Source organism: Pseudomonas sp. PSPC2-3 (assembly GCF_049898265.1).
GTDB classification, from domain to species: domain Bacteria; phylum Pseudomonadota; class Gammaproteobacteria; order Pseudomonadales; family Pseudomonadaceae; genus Aquipseudomonas; species Aquipseudomonas veronii.
Map to the genome: position 1 here is coordinate 225,865 of NZ_JAFCXJ010000008.1, position 18,853 is coordinate 244,717.

16 protein-coding genes are annotated in these 18,853 nt (G+C 62.0%); 7 read left to right on the forward strand and 9 right to left on the reverse strand.

Annotated elements, in window-relative coordinates; translation table 11 throughout:
* Window positions 1-134: 134 nt before the first annotated feature.
* The 3 genes from adeC to ACP7E3_RS19670 are packed head-to-tail and all read right to left on the reverse strand — an operon-like array spanning window position 135 to window position 5,902.
* On the reverse strand, window positions 135-1,592 hold the full coding sequence (gene adeC / locus ACP7E3_RS19660; RefSeq protein ID WP_126589330.1) for an AdeC/AdeK/OprM family multidrug efflux complex outer membrane factor: 1,458 nt from the start codon (window positions 1,590-1,592) through the stop codon (window positions 135-137).
* Window positions 1,589-4,750 (reverse strand): efflux RND transporter permease subunit, encoded by a 3,162-nt coding sequence (locus ACP7E3_RS19665; RefSeq protein ID WP_128191908.1) that lies wholly within the window; start codon window positions 4,748-4,750, stop codon window positions 1,589-1,591. Before ACP7E3_RS19665 ends, adeC begins: the two co-directional genes overlap by 4 nt.
* 3 nt (window positions 4,751-4,753) lie before the next feature.
* Window positions 4,754-5,902 (reverse strand): efflux RND transporter periplasmic adaptor subunit, encoded by a 1,149-nt coding sequence (locus ACP7E3_RS19670; RefSeq protein WP_017844834.1) that lies wholly within the window; start codon window positions 5,900-5,902, stop codon window positions 4,754-4,756.
* A gap of 286 nt (window positions 5,903-6,188) precedes the next feature.
* Between ACP7E3_RS19670 and ACP7E3_RS19675 the strand changes: the two genes are divergently transcribed.
* Complete coding sequence (locus tag ACP7E3_RS19675; RefSeq protein ID WP_108526007.1) at window positions 6,189-6,821, forward strand: TetR family transcriptional regulator; 633 nt, start codon at window positions 6,189-6,191, stop codon at window positions 6,819-6,821.
* Window positions 6,822-7,116: 295 nt separating this feature from the next.
* Here ACP7E3_RS19675 and ACP7E3_RS19680 read toward each other — a convergent pair whose 3' ends face one another.
* The 3 genes from ACP7E3_RS19680 to ACP7E3_RS19690 are packed head-to-tail and all read right to left on the reverse strand — an operon-like array spanning window position 7,117 to window position 9,706.
* Window positions 7,117-8,172, reverse strand: coding sequence for an alkene reductase (locus tag ACP7E3_RS19680; protein WP_057004747.1), 1,056 nt, complete (start codon window positions 8,170-8,172; stop codon window positions 7,117-7,119).
* Window positions 8,173-8,199: 27 nt separating this feature from the next.
* Window positions 8,200-9,366, reverse strand: a complete 1,167-nt coding sequence (locus ACP7E3_RS19685) for an MFS transporter (protein WP_017844837.1) — start codon at window positions 9,364-9,366, stop codon at window positions 8,200-8,202.
* A 13-nt stretch (window positions 9,367-9,379) separates the two neighbouring features.
* Window positions 9,380-9,706, reverse strand: coding sequence for an ArsR/SmtB family transcription factor (locus ACP7E3_RS19690; protein ID WP_017844838.1), 327 nt, complete (start codon window positions 9,704-9,706; stop codon window positions 9,380-9,382).
* A gap of 154 nt (window positions 9,707-9,860) precedes the next feature.
* On the opposite strand from ACP7E3_RS19690, the gene ACP7E3_RS19695 reads away from it, so the two are divergent.
* On the forward strand, window positions 9,861-10,445 hold the full coding sequence (locus ACP7E3_RS19695; RefSeq protein WP_426124124.1) for an ACP phosphodiesterase: 585 nt from the start codon (window positions 9,861-9,863) through the stop codon (window positions 10,443-10,445).
* A 47-nt stretch (window positions 10,446-10,492) separates the two neighbouring features.
* Here the strand turns inward: ACP7E3_RS19695 and ACP7E3_RS19700 are convergent, their stop codons facing one another.
* Together ACP7E3_RS19700 and olsB are read right to left on the reverse strand one after the other, a co-directional pair.
* The gene (locus ACP7E3_RS19700) at window positions 10,493-11,284 is read right to left on the reverse strand and encodes a lysophospholipid acyltransferase family protein (protein ID WP_057004749.1); all 792 of its coding nucleotides are present in this window, start codon (window positions 11,282-11,284) and stop codon (window positions 10,493-10,495) included.
* Window positions 11,284-12,039, reverse strand: a complete 756-nt coding sequence (gene olsB, locus ACP7E3_RS19705) for an L-ornithine N(alpha)-acyltransferase (RefSeq protein WP_017844841.1) — start codon at window positions 12,037-12,039, stop codon at window positions 11,284-11,286. The genes ACP7E3_RS19700 and olsB overlap by 1 nt, the downstream gene beginning before the upstream one ends.
* 185 nt (window positions 12,040-12,224) lie before the next feature.
* Here olsB and ACP7E3_RS19710 point away from each other — a divergent pair, with 185 nt between their 5' ends.
* The 4 genes from ACP7E3_RS19710 to ACP7E3_RS19725 all read left to right on the forward strand — a co-directional run bounded on the left by ACP7E3_RS19710 (window position 12,225) and on the right by ACP7E3_RS19725 (window position 15,467).
* Window positions 12,225-13,307 carry a serine hydrolase domain-containing protein gene (locus tag ACP7E3_RS19710; protein ID WP_057004750.1) on the forward strand — a complete coding sequence of 361 codons (1,083 nt, stop codon included), beginning with the start codon at window positions 12,225-12,227 and terminating at the stop codon, window positions 13,305-13,307.
* Window positions 13,304-13,618, forward strand: coding sequence for a hypothetical protein (locus ACP7E3_RS19715; RefSeq protein ID WP_017844843.1), 315 nt, complete (start codon window positions 13,304-13,306; stop codon window positions 13,616-13,618). The genes ACP7E3_RS19710 and ACP7E3_RS19715 overlap by 4 nt, the downstream gene beginning before the upstream one ends.
* 99 nt (window positions 13,619-13,717) lie before the next feature.
* Window positions 13,718-14,308, forward strand: coding sequence for a YceI family protein (locus tag ACP7E3_RS19720; RefSeq protein WP_017844844.1), 591 nt, complete (start codon window positions 13,718-13,720; stop codon window positions 14,306-14,308).
* Between the two features lies 1 nt (window position 14,309).
* Window positions 14,310-15,467, forward strand: a complete 1,158-nt coding sequence (locus ACP7E3_RS19725; protein WP_128191910.1) for a phospholipase D-like domain-containing protein — start codon at window positions 14,310-14,312, stop codon at window positions 15,465-15,467.
* Between the two features lie 235 nt (window positions 15,468-15,702).
* On the opposite strand, the gene bglX is transcribed toward ACP7E3_RS19725, so the two are convergent.
* Window positions 15,703-17,994: a beta-glucosidase BglX gene (bglX, locus tag ACP7E3_RS19730; protein ID WP_057004752.1), complete on the reverse strand. Its 2,292-nt coding sequence runs from the start codon at window positions 17,992-17,994 to the stop codon at window positions 15,703-15,705.
* Window positions 17,995-18,235: 241 nt separating this feature from the next.
* Between bglX and ACP7E3_RS19735 the strand changes: the two genes are divergently transcribed.
* Window positions 18,236-18,847, forward strand: a complete 612-nt coding sequence (locus tag ACP7E3_RS19735) for a LemA family protein (RefSeq protein ID WP_017844848.1) — start codon at window positions 18,236-18,238, stop codon at window positions 18,845-18,847.
* Window positions 18,848-18,853 lie beyond the last annotated feature (6 nt).

Below are 18,853 nucleotides of genomic sequence, written 5' to 3' on the forward strand. Positions count from 1 at the left end.
CTGTTACTGATTTTACCCTGAAAGGTTGAGCGATAGGCAAGGCGGGAGAGCGTTGTGGTCATAGCAAACACCGATGACCAGGCATAAAAAAACCGCTTCCAGTGAGGGAAGCGGTTTTGTCTACAGCGGTGTGATCAGAACAACTTCAACGCCGGTGCTTCTTCTTTCAACGGCTCGTTCTTCGCCGTTTGCTCGCTCCAGCCACCGCCGAGGGCCTTGTACAGGTTGACCTCGCTGGTCAACTGCGCGAGGCGGTCGGTGATCAGCGATTGCTGGGCACTGAACAGCTGGCGCTGGGCGTCGAGGAACGTCAGGTTGCTGTCGACACCAATGCGGTAGCGACGCTCGGCCAGGCGGTAGTAATCCTGGTTGGCGGCGACGAAACCACGCTGGGCCTCCAACTGCTCCTTGTAGGTCTCACGCGCGGCGAGGCCGTCGGAAACTTCCTGGAAGCCGGTCTGGATGGCCTTCTCGTAGTTTGCCACGTTGATCTCTTTCTGGATCTTCGAGTAGTCCAGGCTGGCGCGCAGGCTGCCGGCGTTGAAGATCGGGATGTTGATCTGCGGGGCGAACGACCAGGTGCCCGAGCCGCCTTTGAACAGACCGCCCAGGTCCGGGCTCATGGTCCCGGCGTTGGCTGTCAGGCTGATGCTCGGGAAGAACGCCGCACGGGCGGCGCCGATGTTGGCGTTGGCTGCCTTGAGGTTGTACTCGGCCTGCAGGATGTCGGGGCGACGCTGCAACAGGTCCGATGGCAACCCGGTCGGCACTTCGCTGAGCAGGTTATCCGACAGCGGCTTGCTGACGAGATTCGCCGGCAGGCCGGTGCCGAGTAGCAGGGTCAGGCTGTTTTCGTCCTGGGCCACCTGGCGGGTATAGCGTGCCAGGGCCACCCGGGCGTTTTCCACCGAGGTGCGCGCTTGGCTCAGGTCGAGGGCCGAGGACACGCCGACTTCGTTGCTGCGCGAGGTCAGCTTGTAGCTTTGCTCGTATGCGCCCAGGGTTTCCTGGGTCAGCTTGAGCAATTCCTTGTCGGCCTGCCAGGTCAGGTAGGCGGTGGCCACACTGGCCACCAGGCTGATCTGGGTGCTGCGCCGCGCTTCTTCGGTTGCGAAGTATTTCTGCAGCGCTTCCTCGCTCAGGCTGCGGACACGGCCGAACAGGTCCAGCTCATAGGAGCTGATGCCCAGGGTGGCCGAGTACGAACTGCTGATGCCTGCTTTACCGGTTTGCGACGAGCGTGCCGGTACGCGCTGACGGCTGCCGCTGCCAGTGGCCGATACGGCCGGGAACAGGTCGGCGCGCTGGATGTTGTACTGCGCCGCGTAAGCATCGATGTTCAAGGCCGCGACGCGCAGGTCGCGGTTGTTCACCAGTGCGGTCTGGATCAGCTGTTGCAGGGCAGGGTCATGGAAAAACTGCTTCCAGCCCTGTTCGGCGGCGGCCTGGTTCGGAGCCTGGGCCGACGAATACGCCGGGCCCTGCGGGAACTGCGCGGCCACCGGCGCCTCGGGGCGCTGATAGTCAGGTATCAGCGAGCAGCCACTGAGCACGAATGCCGTGACGGCTAAGGAAAGTAGCGACTTGCTCATTGGCCAGCCTCTTTAGGAGTTTGCTTGGGTTCAGTCTTTTTGCGTTCGCCCATGGCGGACACGGTTGCGAAGAACAGGGGCACCCAGAATATCGCCAGGACCGTGGCGGTGATCATACCGCCGATAACGCCGGTACCGATCGCATGCTGGCTGCCTGAGCCGGCGCCCGAGGAGATCGCCAGCGGCAATACGCCGAGGATGAACGCCATGGAGGTCATGATGATCGGTCGCAGACGCATGCGCGACGCTTCGATCGCCGACTCGACAATGCCTTTGCCTTGTTCGTGAAGCTCTTTGGCGAATTCCACGATCAGGATGGCGTTCTTCGCCGCCAGGCCCACCGTCACCAGCAAGCCCACCTGGAAGAACACGTCGTTGGACAAGCCACGCAGGCTGGTGGCGATCAACGCACCCACCACACCCAGCGGCACGACGAGTACCACCGCGATCGGAATCGACCAGCTTTCGTACAGCGCCGCGAGGCAGAGGAACACCACCAGCAGCGACAAGGCGTACAGCGCAGGCGCCTGGGAGCCGGACAGACGTTCTTCATACGACAGGCCCGTCCAGGCGTAGCCGACACCCGCCGGCAATTGCTTGGCGATGCGTTCGACTTCGGCCATGGCTTCACCGGTACTGTAGCCCGGTGCCGGGGTACCGAGGATTTCCATCGCCGCCACACCGTTATAGCGCGAGAGTTTCGGCGAACCGTAGATCCATTTGCCCGAAGCGATGGCCGACAACGGCACCATCTTCCCGGAGTCGCTGCGCACGAACCATTTGTTCAGGTCTTCAGGGGACATCCGGCTGGCGGCATCACCCTGCACGTACACCTTCTTCACTCGACCACGGTCGATGAAGTCGTTGACGTAGCTGCCACCCAAGGCGATGGCCAGGGTCTGGTTGATGTTCGACAGCGTGATGCCTTGGGCACTGGCCTTTTCGTCGTCGACGGTGAGCTCGTACTGCGGCTCATCGTTCACGCCGTTGGGGCGCACACCGGCGAGGATCTTGCTCTGGGCGGCCATGCCCAGGAACTGGTTGCGCGCAGCCATCAACTTGTCATGGCCCACGCCACCCTGGTCCTGCAGGAACACGTCGAAACCGGTCGCGTTACCCAACTCCAGTACAGACGGTGGCACGATGGCAAACACCATGGCGTCCTGGAACGTCTGCATGAAGTAACCTTGGGCGCGCTTGGCGATCTCGAACACCGAGGTGGACGCGTCACGCTCATCCCACGGTTTGAGCATCACGAATGCCAGGCCCGAGCTTTGACCACGCCCCGCGAAGTTGAAGCCGTTCACGGTAAAGACCGATTTCACGCCCTTGCCTTCGCCGGGTTCGCCTTCCTTGTCGTTGAGCAGGAAGATACGCATGTCGTCGATGACTTTCTGCGTGCGCTCGGCCGTTGAGCCGACCGGCGTCTGCACCTGGGCAAAGATCACGCCCTGGTCTTCGTCGGGCAGGAACGCTGCCGGGATCCGCATGAACAACCAGATCATGCCGGCAAAGATCAGCACGTAAACGAGGAACGCCGGAATCTTGTGCCTGATCATGTTCCCCACGCCGCGCTCGTAGCTCAGTACGCTACGGTCGAAGGTGCGGTTGAACCAGCCGAAGAAACCACGCTTGGGTTGGCCGTGCGTCTCGGGGTCGATCGGCTTGAGCATGGTGGCGCACAAGGCCGGGGTGAAGATCAGCGCAACCAGTACCGACAACGCCATGGCCGAAACGATGGTGATGGAGAACTGTTTGTAGATCACACCGGTGGAGCCGCCGAAGAATGCCATCGGCAACAGTACCGCCGACAGCACCAGGGCAATACCCACCAGGGCGCCCTGGATCTGGCCCATGGACTTGACCGTCGCCTCTTTCGGCGACAGGTGCTCCTCGGCCATCACCCGCTCGACGTTCTCCACCACGACGATGGCGTCGTCCACCAGCAAGCCGATGGCCAGGATCATGCCGAACATGGTCAGGGTGTTGATGGTGAAGCCGAACGCGGCCAGGATCCCGAAGGTACCCAGCAATACCACCGGTACAGTCATGGTGGTGATGATGGTGGCGCGGAAGTTCTGCAGGAACAGGAACATCACCAGGAACACCAGCACGATCGCCTCGACCAGGGTGTGTACCACACCGGAAATCGATTCGGTCACCACTGGAGTGGTGTCATACGGCACCACCGCCTTCATGCCTGGCGGGAAGAACGGTTCCAGGGACGCGACCGTGGCACGGATGGCCTTGGCGGTGTCCAGGGCGTTGGCGCCGGAGGCCAGCTTGATCGCCATACCGGACGCCGGGTTGCCGTTGAACTGCGCGCTGATGCTGTAGGTCTGGCCGCCCAGCTCGATACGCGCGACGTCCTTCAAGCGAACCTGTGAACCGTCGGTGTTGACCTTCATCAGGATATTGCCGAACTGCTCAGTGGTCTGCAGGCGGGTCTTACCGATGATGGTCGCGTTCAATTGGGTGCCGGGCAGGGCAGGCAGGCCGCCCAATTGGCCGGTGGCCACTTGTACGTTCTGTGCCGAGATCGCGGTGCTGACGTCTACCGGGGTCAACTGATAGTTGTTCAGCTTGGCCGGGTCGAGCCAGATACGCATGGCGTACTGCGAACCGAATACCTGGAAGTCACCTACACCCGCAGTACGGGAAATCGGGTCCTGGATGTTGGACACGATGTAGTTGGACAGGTCGTCCTTGGTCATGCTGCCGTCTTCCGACACCAGACCGATCACCATCAGGAAGTTCTTCACCGACTTGGTCACGCGGATACCCTGCTGCTGCACTTCTTGCGGCAGCAGCGGGGTCGCCAGGTTCAGTTTGTTCTGCACCTGGACCTGGGCGATGTCCGGGTTGGTACCCTGGTTGAACGTCACGGTGATGGTCATGCTGCCGTCGGAGTTACTGTCCGATGACACATAACGCAGGTTGTCGATACCGTTGAGCTGTTGTTCGATCACCTGCACCACGGTGTCCTGCACGGTTTGTGCGGATGCACCTGGGTAGGTCACCTGGATATCAATGGCGGTCGGCGCAATCGCCGGGTACTGGTTGATGGGCAACTTCAGGATCGACAGTGCCCCGACCAGCATGATCACCAGGGCAATCACCCAGGCGAAAATGGGACGGTCGATAAAAAATTTCGACATGGATTACTCCCCTTTGCCAGCAGCAGCGGCAGCAGGAGCGGCGGTACCGGCAGGCTGGGCGTTGTCGGCGTCCTTGACCTTGACCTGGACGCCCGGCTTGACGTACTGCAAGCCTTCGGTGATCACACGGTCACCGGCGTTCAAGCCTTTTTCCACCAGCCAGTAAGCGCCGGCGGTGCGGTTGGCGACCAGCACGCGCTGCTCAACTTTGTTGTCCGCGTTGACCACCAACGCCGTCGGGATACCCTTGAGGTCTCGGGTCACGCCTTGCTGCGGTGCCAGGATCGCCTTGCTGTTCACACCGGCTTGTAACTGGGCGTGTACGAACATGCCGGGCAGCAGGGTGTGGTCAGGGTTGGGGAACACGGCGCGCAGAGTGACCGAACCGGTGGTTTGGTCAACCGACACTTCGGAGAACTCCAGTTTGCCGTCCAGGCCATAGCTGCTGCCGTCTTCCAGGGTCAGCTTGACCTTGGCGGCATTGGCGCCGGCTTTCTCCAGTTGGCCGCTTTCCAGGTCGCGGCGCAGCTTCAGCATTTCAGCCGAAGACTGCGTGACGTCGACGTAGATCGGGTCCAGTTGCTGGATCACCGCCATGGCATCGGTCTGGCCATTGCTGACCAGCGCGCCTTCGGTGACCGAGGAACGCCCGATACGCCCGGAGATCGGCGCGAACACCTTGGTGTAGCGCACGTTGATTTGGGCGGTTTGAACGTTTGCTTCGGAAGTCATGCGGTTGGCGACGGCGGTGTCGTATTCCTGGCGGCTGACGGCCTGCTCGTCGACCAACTGCTTGTAGCGGTCGGCGATCGACTTGGTCTGGGACAGGCTGGCCTGTGCGCTTTTCAGGGTGGCGTCATAGACCGACGGATCGATCTGATAAAGCTGCTGGCCTTCTTTTACATCCCCGCCTTCCTTGAACAGGCGCTTGAGGATGATGCCATTGACCTGCGGACGGACTTCCGCGATGCGGTAGGCGGTGGTGCGGCCTGGCAGCTCGGACGTCAGGGTAAAGGCTTGCGGTTGAAGGGTGACCACGCCGACCAGAGGAGTTTGAGCGGGCGGAGCCGCCTCTTCCTTTTTACATCCGCTGAGCAGCGATGCCAGGGCGACGGCAGTGACCAGAGCGGTAACAGCTGGCTTAAGTTGCATGAAGATCCTCGGGTCAGGCGCGCAGATTGCGCACAAGAAGGGTGGAAGGGTAAAAAACAAGCTGTGAGTAGATAAGTAGCTTGCTACGCAATATACTTACGTTCATGGTTGTTTGTAAACTCTTGACAGGCTTCGCGCGGTGTTGACACAGCACCGCCCCGAGCCTCGATTTTAGTACGTTCGGCGCCCATGACGGTGTCGTCCCACAATTATTCAGATGCTCGTTAGCGCCTATTAAAGCAGCGTTACCGATAGTCCCACATGTTTTGATTGAGGTTTTATTGCCATGGTCCGTCGCACCAAAGAGGAAGCTCAGGAAACGCGCAGCCAGATTCTCGACGCCGCTGAGCAGGCCTTTTATGAGCGGGGTGTAGCGCGGACCACACTGGCGGACATCGCCGCGCTGGCCGGGGTAACGCGAGGCGCCATCTATTGGCACTTCAGCAATAAGTCCGACCTGTTGCAGGCATTGCTCGACACCCTGCACGAACCCCTGGACGAGCTGGCCAGGGCCAGTGAAAGCGAGGATGAAGTCGACCCGCTGGGGTGTATGCGCAAGCTGTTGATTCATCTGTTCCATCAAGTGGTCCTGGACCCGAAAACCCGGCGCATCAACGAAATCCTGATTCATAAGTGCGAGTTCACCGATGAGATGTGCGACATGCGCCGTCAACGCCAGACCCACAGCCTGGAGTGCAACCTGCGTATCAGCCTGACCTTGCGTAACGCGGTCCATCGCGGGCAACTCCCGGAAAACCTCGACACCACGCGCGCAGCGGTGTGCATTCATGCCTACATCAATGGCTTGTTGGGCCAATGGCTGCTGGTGCCGGACAGTTTTGAGCTGCACCAGGAGGCTGAGCGTTGGGTCGATGCAGGGCTGGACATGCTGCGCTTGAGCCCTAGCCTGCGCAATTAAGTCAAAATATGTAATTGCATCCAATTGTTTCAACAGTAAAGCCTAAGGGCGGGCAATCGTCCTGCTGACTATTGGTAGGATGACTTTATATACGGGCTGGCGGGTGGTTGAAAGATAGCCGCCTAAGTATTTTGTAGCGATTTTGTTGCAAGGCTGTGAAGGAATGTTTCTCCGGACCGCTGAGATCTAATGTGGGAGGGAGCAAGCCTCCTCCCACATTTGATCCGCGGTGTTTTCCTGATTGGGGAAAAAAAGCCCCGGTTCTTGCGAGCCGGGGCTTTTTCGTTTCAACGCATCACAGCGCCAGCGTCGGGTAGTCGATGTAACCGACCGGGCCCTTGGCATAGAAGGTTTCCGGGTGCGCCTGGTTCAGCGGCGCATTGGCTTTCAAGCGTGCCGGCAGGTCCGGGTTGGCAATGAACGGCACGCCAAAGGCCACCGCATCCGCCTTGCCCGAGGCCAGCCAGGCGTTGGCGCTGTCCTTGGTAAAGCGTTCGTTGGCGATGTACACGCCGCCGAAGGCTTCTTTCAATTGCGGGCCGAGGCTGTCAGCGCCTTCTTTTTCACGCGAGCAGATAAAGGCGATGCCGCGTTTGCCCAGTTCGCGGGCGACGTAGGTGAAGGTTTCGGCCAGGTTGTCGTCACCCATGTCGTGGGAATCGGCGCGCGGTGCCAGGTGGACGCCCACGCGGCCGGCGCCCCAGACTTCGATGGCGGCGTCGGTCACTTCCAGCAGCAGGCGCGCGCGGTTTTCCAGGGAGCCGCCGTAGTTGTCGGTGCGATGGTTGGTGCTGCTTTGCAGGAACTGGTCGAGCAGGTAGCCGTTGGCGCCGTGGATTTCCACGCCGTCGAAACCGGCGGCCTTGGCGTTCTCGGCACCGGTGCGGTAGGCGTCGACGATGTCGGCGATTTCAGCGGTTTCCAGGGCGCGAGGCGTTGGGTAGTCGGCCAGCGGGCGGACCAGGCTGACGTGGCCTTTAGGCTGGATCGCACTCGGTGCCACCGGGGTTTCACCGTTCAGGTAAGAAGGGTGGGAGATCCGGCCGACGTGCCACAGTTGCAGGAAGATCTTGCCGCCCGCGGCATGTACGGCCTTGGTCACATTGGCCCAGCCACGTACCTGATCGTTGGACCAGATGCCCGGGGTGTCCGGGTAGCCCACGCCCATCGGCGTCACGGACGTGGCTTCGCTGAGGATCAGCCCGGCGGAGGCGCGTTGTACGTAGTACTCGGCCATCAGCGCATTGGGCACGCGACCGGCGTCGGCACGGCAGCGGGTCAGCGGCGCCATGATGATGCGGTTCGACAGTTCCAGGTCGCCCAGTGTGATCGGATCGAAAATAGTCGTCATGGGATAACACCCTTCTCTTTAAGTTGATCAGTTGGTCGCAGGGGCCAGGTCGGCATCGCCGCTCTGACGGAAAGTGATCAGGGTCACCAGCAGCGCGAGGATCGCCAGGGCCGCGGCGGCCAGGGGCACGCTGGTCAGGCCGAAACCGTGGGCAATCACGCTGCCGCCGACCCAGGCGCCGAGGGCATTGCCGATGTTGAAGGCGCCGATGTTCAAGGTGGACACCAGGTTCGGCGCGGCCTTGCCGAAGGTCACCACGTTGATCTGCAGCGCGGGCACGGCGGCAAACGAGGCGGTGGCCCAGAGGAACAAGGTGATTTCGGTCGGGATCACCGCGATGCTGGTCCAGGTCAGCGCGGTGGAGACCACCGCCATGCTGATGAACACGCCGATCAGGGTGGCGGCCAGGCGTTTGTCCGCCAGCTTGCCGCCGATGATGTTGCCCACGGTGAGGCCCAGGCCGATCAGCAGCAGGGTCCAGGTCACGCCCTTGGGCGATACGCCGGTGACGTCGCCGAGCAGCGGCGCGACATACGTGAAGAGGGTGAACATGGACGCGGCGAACAGCGCAGTCATGGTCAGCGACAACCAGATGCCGGCGCCCTTGAGGGCGGCCAGTTCGGCGCGCATGTCGAGTTTTTCTTCATCGCGCTTGGCCGGCAGGAAGCGGATCAGGCCGATCAACGCGATCACGCCGATCACGGTCACCGCCCAGAAGGTCGAGCGCCAGCCGGCTTCCTGGCCCAGCGCCGTACCCAAGGGCACGCCCAGTACGTTGGCCAGGGTCAGGCCGGTGAACATCAAGGCCACGGCGGACGCACGCTTGTTGGCCGGCACCAGGTTGGCGGCGACCACCGAACCGATCCCGAAGAACGCACCGTGGCACAGCGCAGTGACCACGCGGGCAAACATCAGCACGTTGTAGTCGCTGGCCAGGGCGCAGAGCAGGTTGCCGATAATGAAAATGCCCATCAACGCGACCAGCGCGGCCTTGCGTGGCAGCCTGGCGGTGGCCAGCGCCATGAAGGGCGCGCCGATGGCCACGCCGAGGGCGTAGCCGGTCACCAGCCAGCCAGCGCCGGGAATCGACACGCCCAAGTCCGCCGCCACATCGGGCAGCAAGCCCATGATGACGAACTCGGTGGTGCCGATGGCGAAGGCGCTCAGGGCGAGGATGAGGAGCGAGAGGGGCATGTGCGTGTCCTTGTTACAGTGGTGCGCGGATTTCAGAACTGAGCTCAGTGATGAGCGCAGTGAGGAAGGCTTGGATCGTTTCCTCGTTGCGTTTGAAAAAGTGCCACTGCCCGGCCTTCTGGCTGCTGATCAATCCCGCCCGTTGCAAGGTCGCCAGGTGGGCCGACACGGTCGACTGGGACAAGCCGCAGCGCTGGTCGATCTGCCCGGCGCAGATGCCGTATTCGTGGTTGTGCAGTTGCTCGGGGAATTGCACTTTCGGGTCTTTCAGCCAAGTGAGGATGTCTCGCCGTACTGGGTGCGCCAGGGCTTTTATTATTTCGTCGAGGTCGATGGACATGGCGGTTGCTCGGTGTCGTAAAGCGTTATATCGCGATGAGGCGAACTTTAAATCGGTATATCCCGATATTCCAATATGATTTCGGTCTTAGGCCAGACTGAATCGGTATATCGGGTTATAACGATGCGTTGACGGCAGTGATAGACTGCACACCATGAATTATCTCGCACATCTGCACCTGGGCGGCCAACTTCCTGCGCAACTGCTGGGCAGCCTGTATGGCGACTTCGTCAGAGGTCGCCTGCAAGGCCAATTCAGCCCGCCGATCGAAGCGGCCATCCAGTTGCATCGTTCCATCGACCGTTTCACCGACAGCCATCCGCAGGTCGGCGAAGCGTTGTCGCGCTTTAGCCTGACGCGCCGGCGTTATGCCGGGATCGTCCTCGATGTGTTTTTCGATCACTGCCTGGCGCGGGATTGGGCGCTGTATGCCGAGCAGCCCCTGGAACACTTCACCTCCCAGGTGTACCGCGTGCTGGCGGCCGAACCGCAGTTGCCGGGGCGGCTGGCGCAGATTGCGCCGTACATGGCGGCGGATGATTGGCTGGGCTCATACCGCGAGTTCGCGGTGATGGAGCCGGTATTGCGGGGGATCTCGCGGCGCCTGACGCAGCCTGAGGAACTGGGCCATGCGATGCAGGAATTGCGCACGTTATACGAACCGTTGAGTGAAGACTTCCGGCTGTTCTATCCAGAGTTGCAAAAATTTGCACAAACCCAACTGACCACTGAGATCTAAATGTGGGAGGGGGCAAGCCCCCTCCCACATTGTTGACTGTGCTCGCTTCAGGCTGCGAATGCCGGCCGAACCGCAATCTGCTCTGCTTCCGGCAGCGGCCCGAACAACGCCTTCTGCACCGCCTGCTGCGCCTGGAACGCCAGCGCCGCGCGTTCCTGCCCGGCACAGGCAATCGGCGTGAGCACATGGATTTCCACATCGCCCTGGTCGTTGGCAAACAGGCGCATCAGGTGCGAGAGCAAATCGTCATCGCCAATGAACGGCGCCAGCGGGTCCACTTGCCCATCGCGCAGATACCGGATCGCCACCGGTTGCAGCGACACATCCGCCTCGATCGCACTGGCCAGCAGGCGCCCGTGAAAGGTGCGCAGGCTGCGCCCGTCGGTGGTGGTGCCTTCGGGGAACATCAGCAGCGGGTGTTGCTGCTCCAGGTGACGGGTCATCTGTTTGCGGATCAGTTGGCTGTCGCCTGAACCGCGGCGAATAAACAGGCTACCGGCCTTCGCCGCCAACCAGCCGGCCACCGGCCAGGTGCGGACTTCGGCCTTGGACAAGAACGACATCGGCGTGACCATGCCCAGCAGCGGGATGTCGGTCCAGGACACGTGATTGCTCACCCACAGCATCGGTGTCTGCGGCAATTCACCGTGTACCGTCACGCGAAAGGGCAGGGCGTTGGTCAGCCGCGACATAAAGAACCGCGACCAACGCTGACGGCGCACCATCGAGTTGGCCACCCCCAGGCGCTCGAACACACCGAACACACTGGCCATGCTCAAGCCCAGCGCCACCACCAACAGTACCCGGGCGATCCGCGCGTACACGCGCACGCGGCCCATCACATGGCCGCCTTGAAGTGGCGCGCATAACGCGGGCACAGCTCATCGCGCTTGAGCAGGATGAACACGTCGGCTACCTGGAAATCTTCATCCCAGCACGGCTCGCCGCAGATCTTCGCGCCCAGGCGCATATACGCCTTGAGCAGCGGCGGCATTTCCGCGATGACGTTGGACGGCAGGTCCAGCGCCGGCAGCGGTTTTTTCGGCTCGGCGCGCAGGTGTTCGTTGCACAGGTAGCGTTCGCGCAGGCGCTGCATGATCGCGTGGGCCTGGATGCCGCCATCGTGCATCGGGATGCTCGCGCAACCCATCAGGTAGCTGTAGCAGCCCTCGTTGAGCACTTCGGCCAACTCGCCCCACAGCACTGCAATGGTGCCGCCGTTGCGGTAGGCCGGGTCGACGCAGGTGCGGCCGATTTCCAGGATCGGGCCCTGCAAGTGCAGCAGGCCATGCAGGCTGAATTCTTCTTCGCTGTAGAACCGGCCCAGGGTGCTGGCGGCCTGGTGATCGAGCAAACGGGTGGTGGCCACCAGTCGACCGCTGTTCAAATCCCGCACGCCGATGTGGCTGCAGTGAACATCATAGTCATCCATGTCCAGGCCCAGTTCCGCGCCTTTCAGCTTGGCGTTGAACTCGCCGCTGAACACGTTGAACCGCAGGGCCTGTGCTTCTTGCAAAGCCTGGGCGCCGATCAGGCGTTCGGCTTGCAGACGGCGTTCATTGCCGGTGTCGCTGATGCGGGCGATCTGAGTCATGGCGAATCTCCGAGTGCCAGCCACGTTCCGGCCGGTCGACTTGTTTGTCCAAACTCAGGCTATGTAGGCTCGGTGTCATCTCCATGAAGTTACGGTGACGCTTAGATGACAGGCACTTATGTCGCCAATCTGTCATCGGCCTCGGCTAGGCTCGCGGGCTTGAATGCCCCCTTGAGTTCGTGTCCATGGTCAGAGGCTTGTTGTGCGTTGCCCTGTTGTTAGCCACCGTCACCACCCGCGCCGAAACCTGGCCTGACAAAGACTGGGCCAAGGGCACGCCGATCGAAGGTCCCGCTGTCGATGCCCTGAATGCCTACGCGTTTCCCCGGCGTGACGACGCCACGCGCCAAGGCATCCGCACCGACGCGCTGCTGGTGATCCGCGATGGCGAAGTCATCTACGAGCGCTACGCCATGCCCACCACCGCGAGCACGCCGCACCTGACCTGGTCGGTCAGCAAAAGCCTGATGGCCACCGTGCTGGGCGTGGCCTACGGCGAAAGCCGCTTCAAACTGAGCGACCCCGCCGCACGTTTCTACCCGCCGATGAAACAGCATCCAAGCGTGACGATGGCCGACTTGCTGCACTGGGCCTCGGGCCTCGATTGGCAGGAAGATTACGAATATGCCCCGCTGAAATCCTCGGTCGTTGCGATGCTCTACACCCGCGGCCGCGCCGACATGGCGGAGTTCGTCGCCGGCATGCACACCGCCCGCGCGCCGGGCGAGGCCTTCCGTTATTCCAGCGGCGACAGCAACCTGCTCTCCGCCGCGCTCAAGGGCATGCTCGGCCACAAGGCCTACATGAGTTACCCGTGGGATGCGCTGTTCAAGCCGCTGGGCATTCATAACGCCACTTGGGAAACCGATGCCGATGAAACCTTCGTCGCCTCGTCCTACGCCTACCTCACCGCCCGCGACCTGGCGCGCGTCGGCCTGCTGATGGCGCGCGACGGTCGCTGGCGGGAGCAACAACTGGTACCGAAAGCCTGGGTCGATTTCAATCGGCAACCGTTCGATCACTACAAGGCCGGCCAGGACGAAGCCGTGCCCGGCGGCCATTGGTGGCTCAACCGCGCCGTGCAGGGCGCCCCAAGACCCTGGCCCGACGCCCCCGCCGACACCTTCGCCGCCCTCGGCCACTGGGGCCAGGCGCTGTACGTCATGCCCGACGAACACCTGGTGATCGTGCGCTACGGCGATGACCGCGACGACAGCTACCGCCACAACGAACTGCTCAAACGCGTGCTGGCGGCGGTGCAGCCATGATCCGTCGTCGGCCGTTTACCAGTCTTTTCCTGCTGCTGTTGCTCGCCGTGCTGGGCTGGGGCTGGCACGAGCGCGTCAACCTGCAAGCCTTCCCCGACATCATCGCGGCGTATACGGCCAAGGAGTACTGCTCGTGCCGGTATGTGCAGAATAATCCCGCCGAGTATTGCCGGGGGTATGTGAAGCAGTACGTGCCGATCAGTGCGTTCACCGATGACCCGGAGCGCAGTGAAGTCAGCGCCAGTGGATTGGGGCGTACCCATACGGCCAGATGGTTGGGCGAACATCAGGGCTGCCGCCTCAACCCCTGACACGTCATCTCCGAGGTGGGGGTGGCTTTGTCAGCTACATTGCGCCCGGCAGGCGGCACAGTTAAGGTTCGTTCAGGTTTTCCGCCCCACGAGTCTTTAATGTTCAACGCGTCTGTCATCAAACCCCTGGCCTTCGCCCTGCTGGCCGCCGCCGCCGTGCCTGCCCACGCGGACTGGTACCTGGACAACGAGTCCTCGCGGCTGTCGTTCGTCACCACCAAAAACACCGAGATTGCCGAGGTGCAGCGCTTCCTGGTGCTGCACGGCAAGGTCGACCGCAACGGTGCGGCGCAGGTGGAAGTGGAGTTGGAGTCGGTCAACAGCGGCATCCCGCTGCGCGATGAGCGCATGCGCAATCAACTGTTCGAGATCAAGACCTTCCCCGAAGCGCTGATCAGCACGCAGATCAACCTGCAACCGATCAACGACCTGGCCCCCGGCGCGCAGTTGGAGTTGCGCCTGCCATTGAGCGTCACGCTGCATGGCAAGACCCACACCTACAACGCCGAGCTGCTGGCCACGCGCCTGGATGATCGGCGTTTCCAGGTGGTGACCCTGGAACCGCTGGTGTTGCGCGCCGAGGATTTTGAGCTGGTGCCGGGTGTGACGGCGTTGCGCAACGCGGCTGGGCTGGCGTCGATCAGTTTGGCGGTGCCGGTGGGTGCGGTACTGATCTTTACGGCGCGCTGACATGAGCGGCGCAGTGTTCCCGTGGCGCAGCGCCAACCGTTTCGAGTTGTTGATCGACGGGCCGAGTTTTTTCCCGCAAATGCTGGTGGACATTGCCCGGGCAGAGCATCAGGTGGATCTGGAGTTATACCTGGTGGAAGCCGGCGCCTGCGCCGAAGTCTTGGTGCAGGCGCTGGCGCAGGCGGCTGAGCGGGGCGTGCGGGTGCGCTGCCTGTTCGATGATTACGGCAGCCTGGCGTTCGCCCTCAGGTTGCGTAAGCGCCTGACCGACGCCGGTGTGGAACTGCGCTTTTACAATCGCCTGGAATGGCGGCGCTGGATGGGCAACCTGTACCGCGACCACCGCAAATTATTGCTGGTCGATCAAGGCATCGCCGTGGTCGGCGGTACCGGCGTCACCGATGAGTTCTGGACACCGGGGCAGGACAGCGCCGACTGGCATGAAGTGATGGTGCAGATCGACGGCCCGCTGGTGCTCGACTGGCAAGCGCTGTTCGACCGGCAATGGTTGGCCAACGACGACCGCCGCGCCTGGAAACCGGCCACCCATTTCGGCTTGCCGCACTTGCCCAAAGTACCGCCGACCGGGTCTGGTCTCGGCCGTGTGGCCTATGCCGACGCGCGCCAACACCGCGATATTCTGCACTCGCTGATCCGCGCGCTGAGCAGCGGCCACCGGCGCATCTGGTTGGCGACCCCGTATTTCCTGCCCACCTGGGGCGTGCGTCGGGCCTTGCGCCGGGCGGCGGGGCGCGGCGTGGACGTGCGCTTGCTGCTGACCGGCCCGCGTACCGATCACCCGTCCGTGCGCTACGCCGGGCACCGTTATTACCCGCGTTTGCTGCGCTCGGGCGTGCAGATATTTGAATACCAGCCGTGCTTCCTGCACCTGAAGATGGTCTTGGTGGACGATTGGGTGAGCATCGGCTCGTGCAACTTCGACCACTGGAATTTGCGCTTCAACCTGGAAGCCAACCTCGAAGCGTTGGACCCTGCGTTGACGCTGGCCGTGGCCGGCAGTTTCGAACGGGATTTTGCCCAGAGCCAGGCGGTGAGCCTGGAGGCATGGAAGTCGCGGCCGTTGTGGCGGCGGGTGAAGCAGCGGGTGTGGGGGTGGATCGATCGGTTGGTGGTGAACCTGCTCAATCGACGCGACTGACGCGCCCAACTCACCCAACGCGCTCAACTCGCTTAATTCGCTTAATTCGCTCAACGCGCTCAACGCGCTTAATTCGCTCAACGCGCTCAACGCGCTTAATTCGCTCAATTCGCTTAACTGTAGGAGCGAGCTTGCTCGCGAAAAACCTGAGAACAACGCGTTCATTCAGCATGAGCGCGTCATCGTTAACGGTCTTCGCGAGCAAGCTCGCTCCTACAGAGGGCGGGGGCGGGCGTTAGAGCAGCTCGAAGGTCTGCTGCTGCACATCCTGGGAGTCCAAGCCGATCTGCACATTGAACTCACCCGGTTCGGCCGCGAACTTGAGCTGGCTGTTGTAGAACTTCAAGTCCTCTTCGGTAATGGTGAAGTGCAACGTGCGCTCTTCGCCGGCCTTGAGCATGACTTTCTGGAAGTTCTTCAGCTCCTTGATCGGGCGGATCATCGAGCCGGCCACGTCCTGGATATACAGCTGCACCACGGTTTCGCCGTCGACCTTGCCGGTGTTTTTCACGGTGACGCTGGCGTCGAGCTTACCGCTCTTGTTCAGGGTGGTGGACGACAGCGCCATGTCCGACAGGCTGAACGTGGTGTAGCTCAAGCCATAGCCGAACGGGAACAGTGGCCCGGTGGTGTCATCGAAGTACTGCGAGGTGTAGTTACCCGGCTTGCCTGGGGTAAACGGCCGGCCGATGGTCAGGTGGTTGTAGTAGGTCGGAATCTGCCCCACCGAACGTGGGAACGTGATCGGCAGCTTGCCCGACGGGTTGTAGTCACCGAACAGCACGTCGGCGATGGCGTTGCCGCCTTCGGTGCCGGCGAACCAGGTTTCCAGGATCGCGTCGGCTTGCTGGTTTTCTTCGAGAATCGACAGCGGACGGCCGTTCATCAGCACCAGCACCAGTGGCTTGCCGGTGGCTTTGAGGGCCTTGATCAGGTCGCGCTGGCTTTGTGGGATGTTCAGGTCGGTGCGGCTGGACGATTCGTGGGACATGCCACGGGACTCGCCCACCGCGGCGACCACCACGTCGGCATCCTTGGCGGCCTTGACCGCTTCGTCGATCATCACCTGGGCCGGGCGGGTGTCATCCACCACTTCCGGGGCATCGAAGTTGAGGAAGTTGAGGTAGTCGACCACGGCCTTGTCGTTGGTGATGTTGGCACCACGGGCATAGATGATCTTGCCTTTCTCGCCGATCACCGCGTTGAGGCCGTCGAGCAGGGTCACCGATTGTGCCGGCTTACCGGCGGCGGCCCAGCTGCCCATCATGTCGATGGGGGCCTTGGCCAGTGGGCCGACCAGGGCGATGGTCGCGGATTTTTTCAGCGGCAGGGTGTCGTTCTGGTTCTTCAGCAGGACCATGCTGCGGCGTGCTATGTCACGTGCATCGGCGCGGTGCAGACGGCTTTCGGCGTAGGTGTCGGCCGGGTCGTCCTCGGCCTTGCCGATGCGCAGGTACGGGTCTTTGAACAGGCCCATGTCGTACTTGGCGCCGAGCACTTCACGCACGGCGTTGTCGATGTCGCTCTGCTCGATCTCGCCGGACTTGAGCAGCCCCGGCAATTCCTTGCCATACAGCGAGTCGTTCATGCTCATGTCGATGCCGGCCTTGATCGCCAGCTTGGCGGCTTCACGTCCGTCCTTGGCCACGCCGTGCTTGATCAGCTCGAAGATCGCGCCGTGGTCGCTGACGGCCAGGCCCTTGAAGCCCCAGTCCTTGCGCAACAGGTCGTTCATCAGCCAGGTGTTGGCGGTGGCGGGCACGCCGTTGATCGAGTTGAGCGCGACCATCACACCGCCGGCACCGGCCTTGATCGCCGCGTGGTAGGGCGGCAGGTAGTCCTGGTACATCTTGACCGGGCTCATGTCGACCACGTTGTAGTCGCGACCGCCTTCCACCGCACCGTACAGGGCGAAGTGCTTGACGCTGGCCATGATGCTGTCGGCATTCGCCGCGCTGCTGCCCTGGAAGGCCTTGACCATCACTTCGGCGATGCGCGACACCAGGTAGGTGTCTTCACCGAAGCCTTCGGAGGTGCGGCCCCAGCGCGGGTCGCGGGAGATGTCGACCATCGGCGCAAAGGTGATGTCGAGGCTGTCGGCTGCGGCTTCCTGGGCGGCAATGCGCCCGGAGCGGCCGATGGCGTTCATGTCCCAGCTGGACGCCAGGGCCAGGCTGATCGGGAAAATCGTGCGGTGGCCGTGGATCACGTCGTAGGCGAAGAACATCGGGATCTTCAACCGGCTGCGCATGGCCGCGTCCTGCATCGGACGGTTTTCCGGGCGGGTGATGGAGTTGAAGGTGCCACCGATGCGGCCGGCGGCGATTTCCTTGCGGATCAGCTCGCGGGGCATTTCCGGGCCGATGCTGATCAGGCGCAATTGGCCGATCTTTTCATCGAGGGTCATCTGCTTGAGCAGGTCGCTGACGAAGGCGTCCTTGTCTTTAAGCGCAGCAGGCTTTGTTTCTGCCCAGACGGGGTGGGTGGCCAGAGTGGCAACAAGGCCGAGCAAACACAGCTTCTTCATGAATATCCTTTTTCGGCGCACTGCACAGCGGTTAGGCTGATCGGCCAAAATGTGGGGAGCGTCTATTGTTGTTCGGGTGTCGTTCAGAAAAATGCAGCACACTCTGAACTCTTTATCGCGCTGGGCATCTTTTTAGCTGATTGGCTCGATGCATTCCAGTAGTGGGGGCGGATTATGCCCCATGTGCGCGGTTTATAGGGCGAGTCGTCAAATTCCATCAAGGTTGGGCAGGAGAAACACCATGCAAGCAGCACAAGGTTACCGCTGGGGCTTGAAGGCCGCGGCTTTGCTATTGATCAGCACAGTGTTGAGCGGTTGCGGCATCAACACCATTCCGACCCTGGATGAACAGGCCAAGGCGGCCTGGGGCCAGGTGCAGAACCAGTATCAACGGCGTGCCGACCTGATCCCCAACCTGGTGGAAGTGGTCAAGGGTTACGCAACCCATGAACAAGACACCCTCACCGCAGTGATTGAAGCGCGGGCCAAGGCCACGTCGATTCAGGTCGACGCCAGCACCCTCGACAACCCGGAAAAACTCAAGCAGTTCCAGCAAGCCCAGGACGGTTTGAGCAGTGCGCTCAGCCGCTTGATGGTGGTGTCCGAGCGCTACCCGGACCTGAAGGCCAACCAGAACTTCCTGGCCCTGCAGTCGCAACTGGAAGGCACGGAAAACCGTATCGCCGTGGCGCGTCGCGACTTTATCCAGGCGGTGCAGGCGTACAACACCGAGATCCGCACGTTCCCGGGGCGCCTGTGGCACAGCGTGATGTACAGCGATCTGCCGATCCGCGCCACGTTTGAAGCCACCACTGCCGATGCCGATAAAGCGCCGCAAGTGAAGTTCAAATAAAGCTGC

Bases quoted from the DNA above. Each gene is read 5' to 3' on its own strand.
- ACP7E3_RS19680 (WP_057004747.1), bottom strand. From the start codon at position 8,172: ATGACGACTATTTTCGATCCGATCACACTGGGCGACCTGGAACTGTCG.
- ACP7E3_RS19685 (WP_017844837.1), bottom strand. From the start codon at position 9,366: ATGCCCCTCTCGCTCCTCATCCTCGCCCTGAGCGCCTTCGCCATCGGC.
- ACP7E3_RS19720 (WP_017844844.1), top strand. From the start codon at position 13,718: ATGTTCAACGCGTCTGTCATCAAACCCCTGGCCTTCGCCCTGCTGGCC.
- ACP7E3_RS19710 (WP_057004750.1), top strand. From the start codon at position 12,225: ATGGTCAGAGGCTTGTTGTGCGTTGCCCTGTTGTTAGCCACCGTCACC.
- olsB (WP_017844841.1), bottom strand. From the start codon at position 12,039: ATGACTCAGATCGCCCGCATCAGCGACACCGGCAATGAACGCCGTCTG.
- ACP7E3_RS19670 (WP_017844834.1), bottom strand. From the start codon at position 5,902: ATGCAACTTAAGCCAGCTGTTACCGCTCTGGTCACTGCCGTCGCCCTG.
- ACP7E3_RS19695 (WP_426124124.1), top strand. From the start codon at position 9,861: ATGAATTATCTCGCACATCTGCACCTGGGCGGCCAACTTCCTGCGCAA.
- ACP7E3_RS19675 (WP_108526007.1), top strand. From the start codon at position 6,189: ATGGTCCGTCGCACCAAAGAGGAAGCTCAGGAAACGCGCAGCCAGATT.
- bglX (WP_057004752.1), bottom strand. From the start codon at position 17,994: ATGAAGAAGCTGTGTTTGCTCGGCCTTGTTGCCACTCTGGCCACCCAC.
- ACP7E3_RS19715 (WP_017844843.1), top strand. From the start codon at position 13,304: ATGATCCGTCGTCGGCCGTTTACCAGTCTTTTCCTGCTGCTGTTGCTC.
- ACP7E3_RS19725 (WP_128191910.1), top strand. From the start codon at position 14,310: ATGAGCGGCGCAGTGTTCCCGTGGCGCAGCGCCAACCGTTTCGAGTTG.
- adeC (WP_126589330.1), bottom strand. From the start codon at position 1,592: ATGAGCAAGTCGCTACTTTCCTTAGCCGTCACGGCATTCGTGCTCAGT.
- ACP7E3_RS19735 (WP_017844848.1), top strand. From the start codon at position 18,236: ATGCAAGCAGCACAAGGTTACCGCTGGGGCTTGAAGGCCGCGGCTTTG.
- ACP7E3_RS19665 (WP_128191908.1), bottom strand. From the start codon at position 4,750: ATGTCGAAATTTTTTATCGACCGTCCCATTTTCGCCTGGGTGATTGCC.
- ACP7E3_RS19700 (WP_057004749.1), bottom strand. From the start codon at position 11,284: ATGGGCCGCGTGCGCGTGTACGCGCGGATCGCCCGGGTACTGTTGGTG.
- ACP7E3_RS19690 (WP_017844838.1), bottom strand. From the start codon at position 9,706: ATGTCCATCGACCTCGACGAAATAATAAAAGCCCTGGCGCACCCAGTA.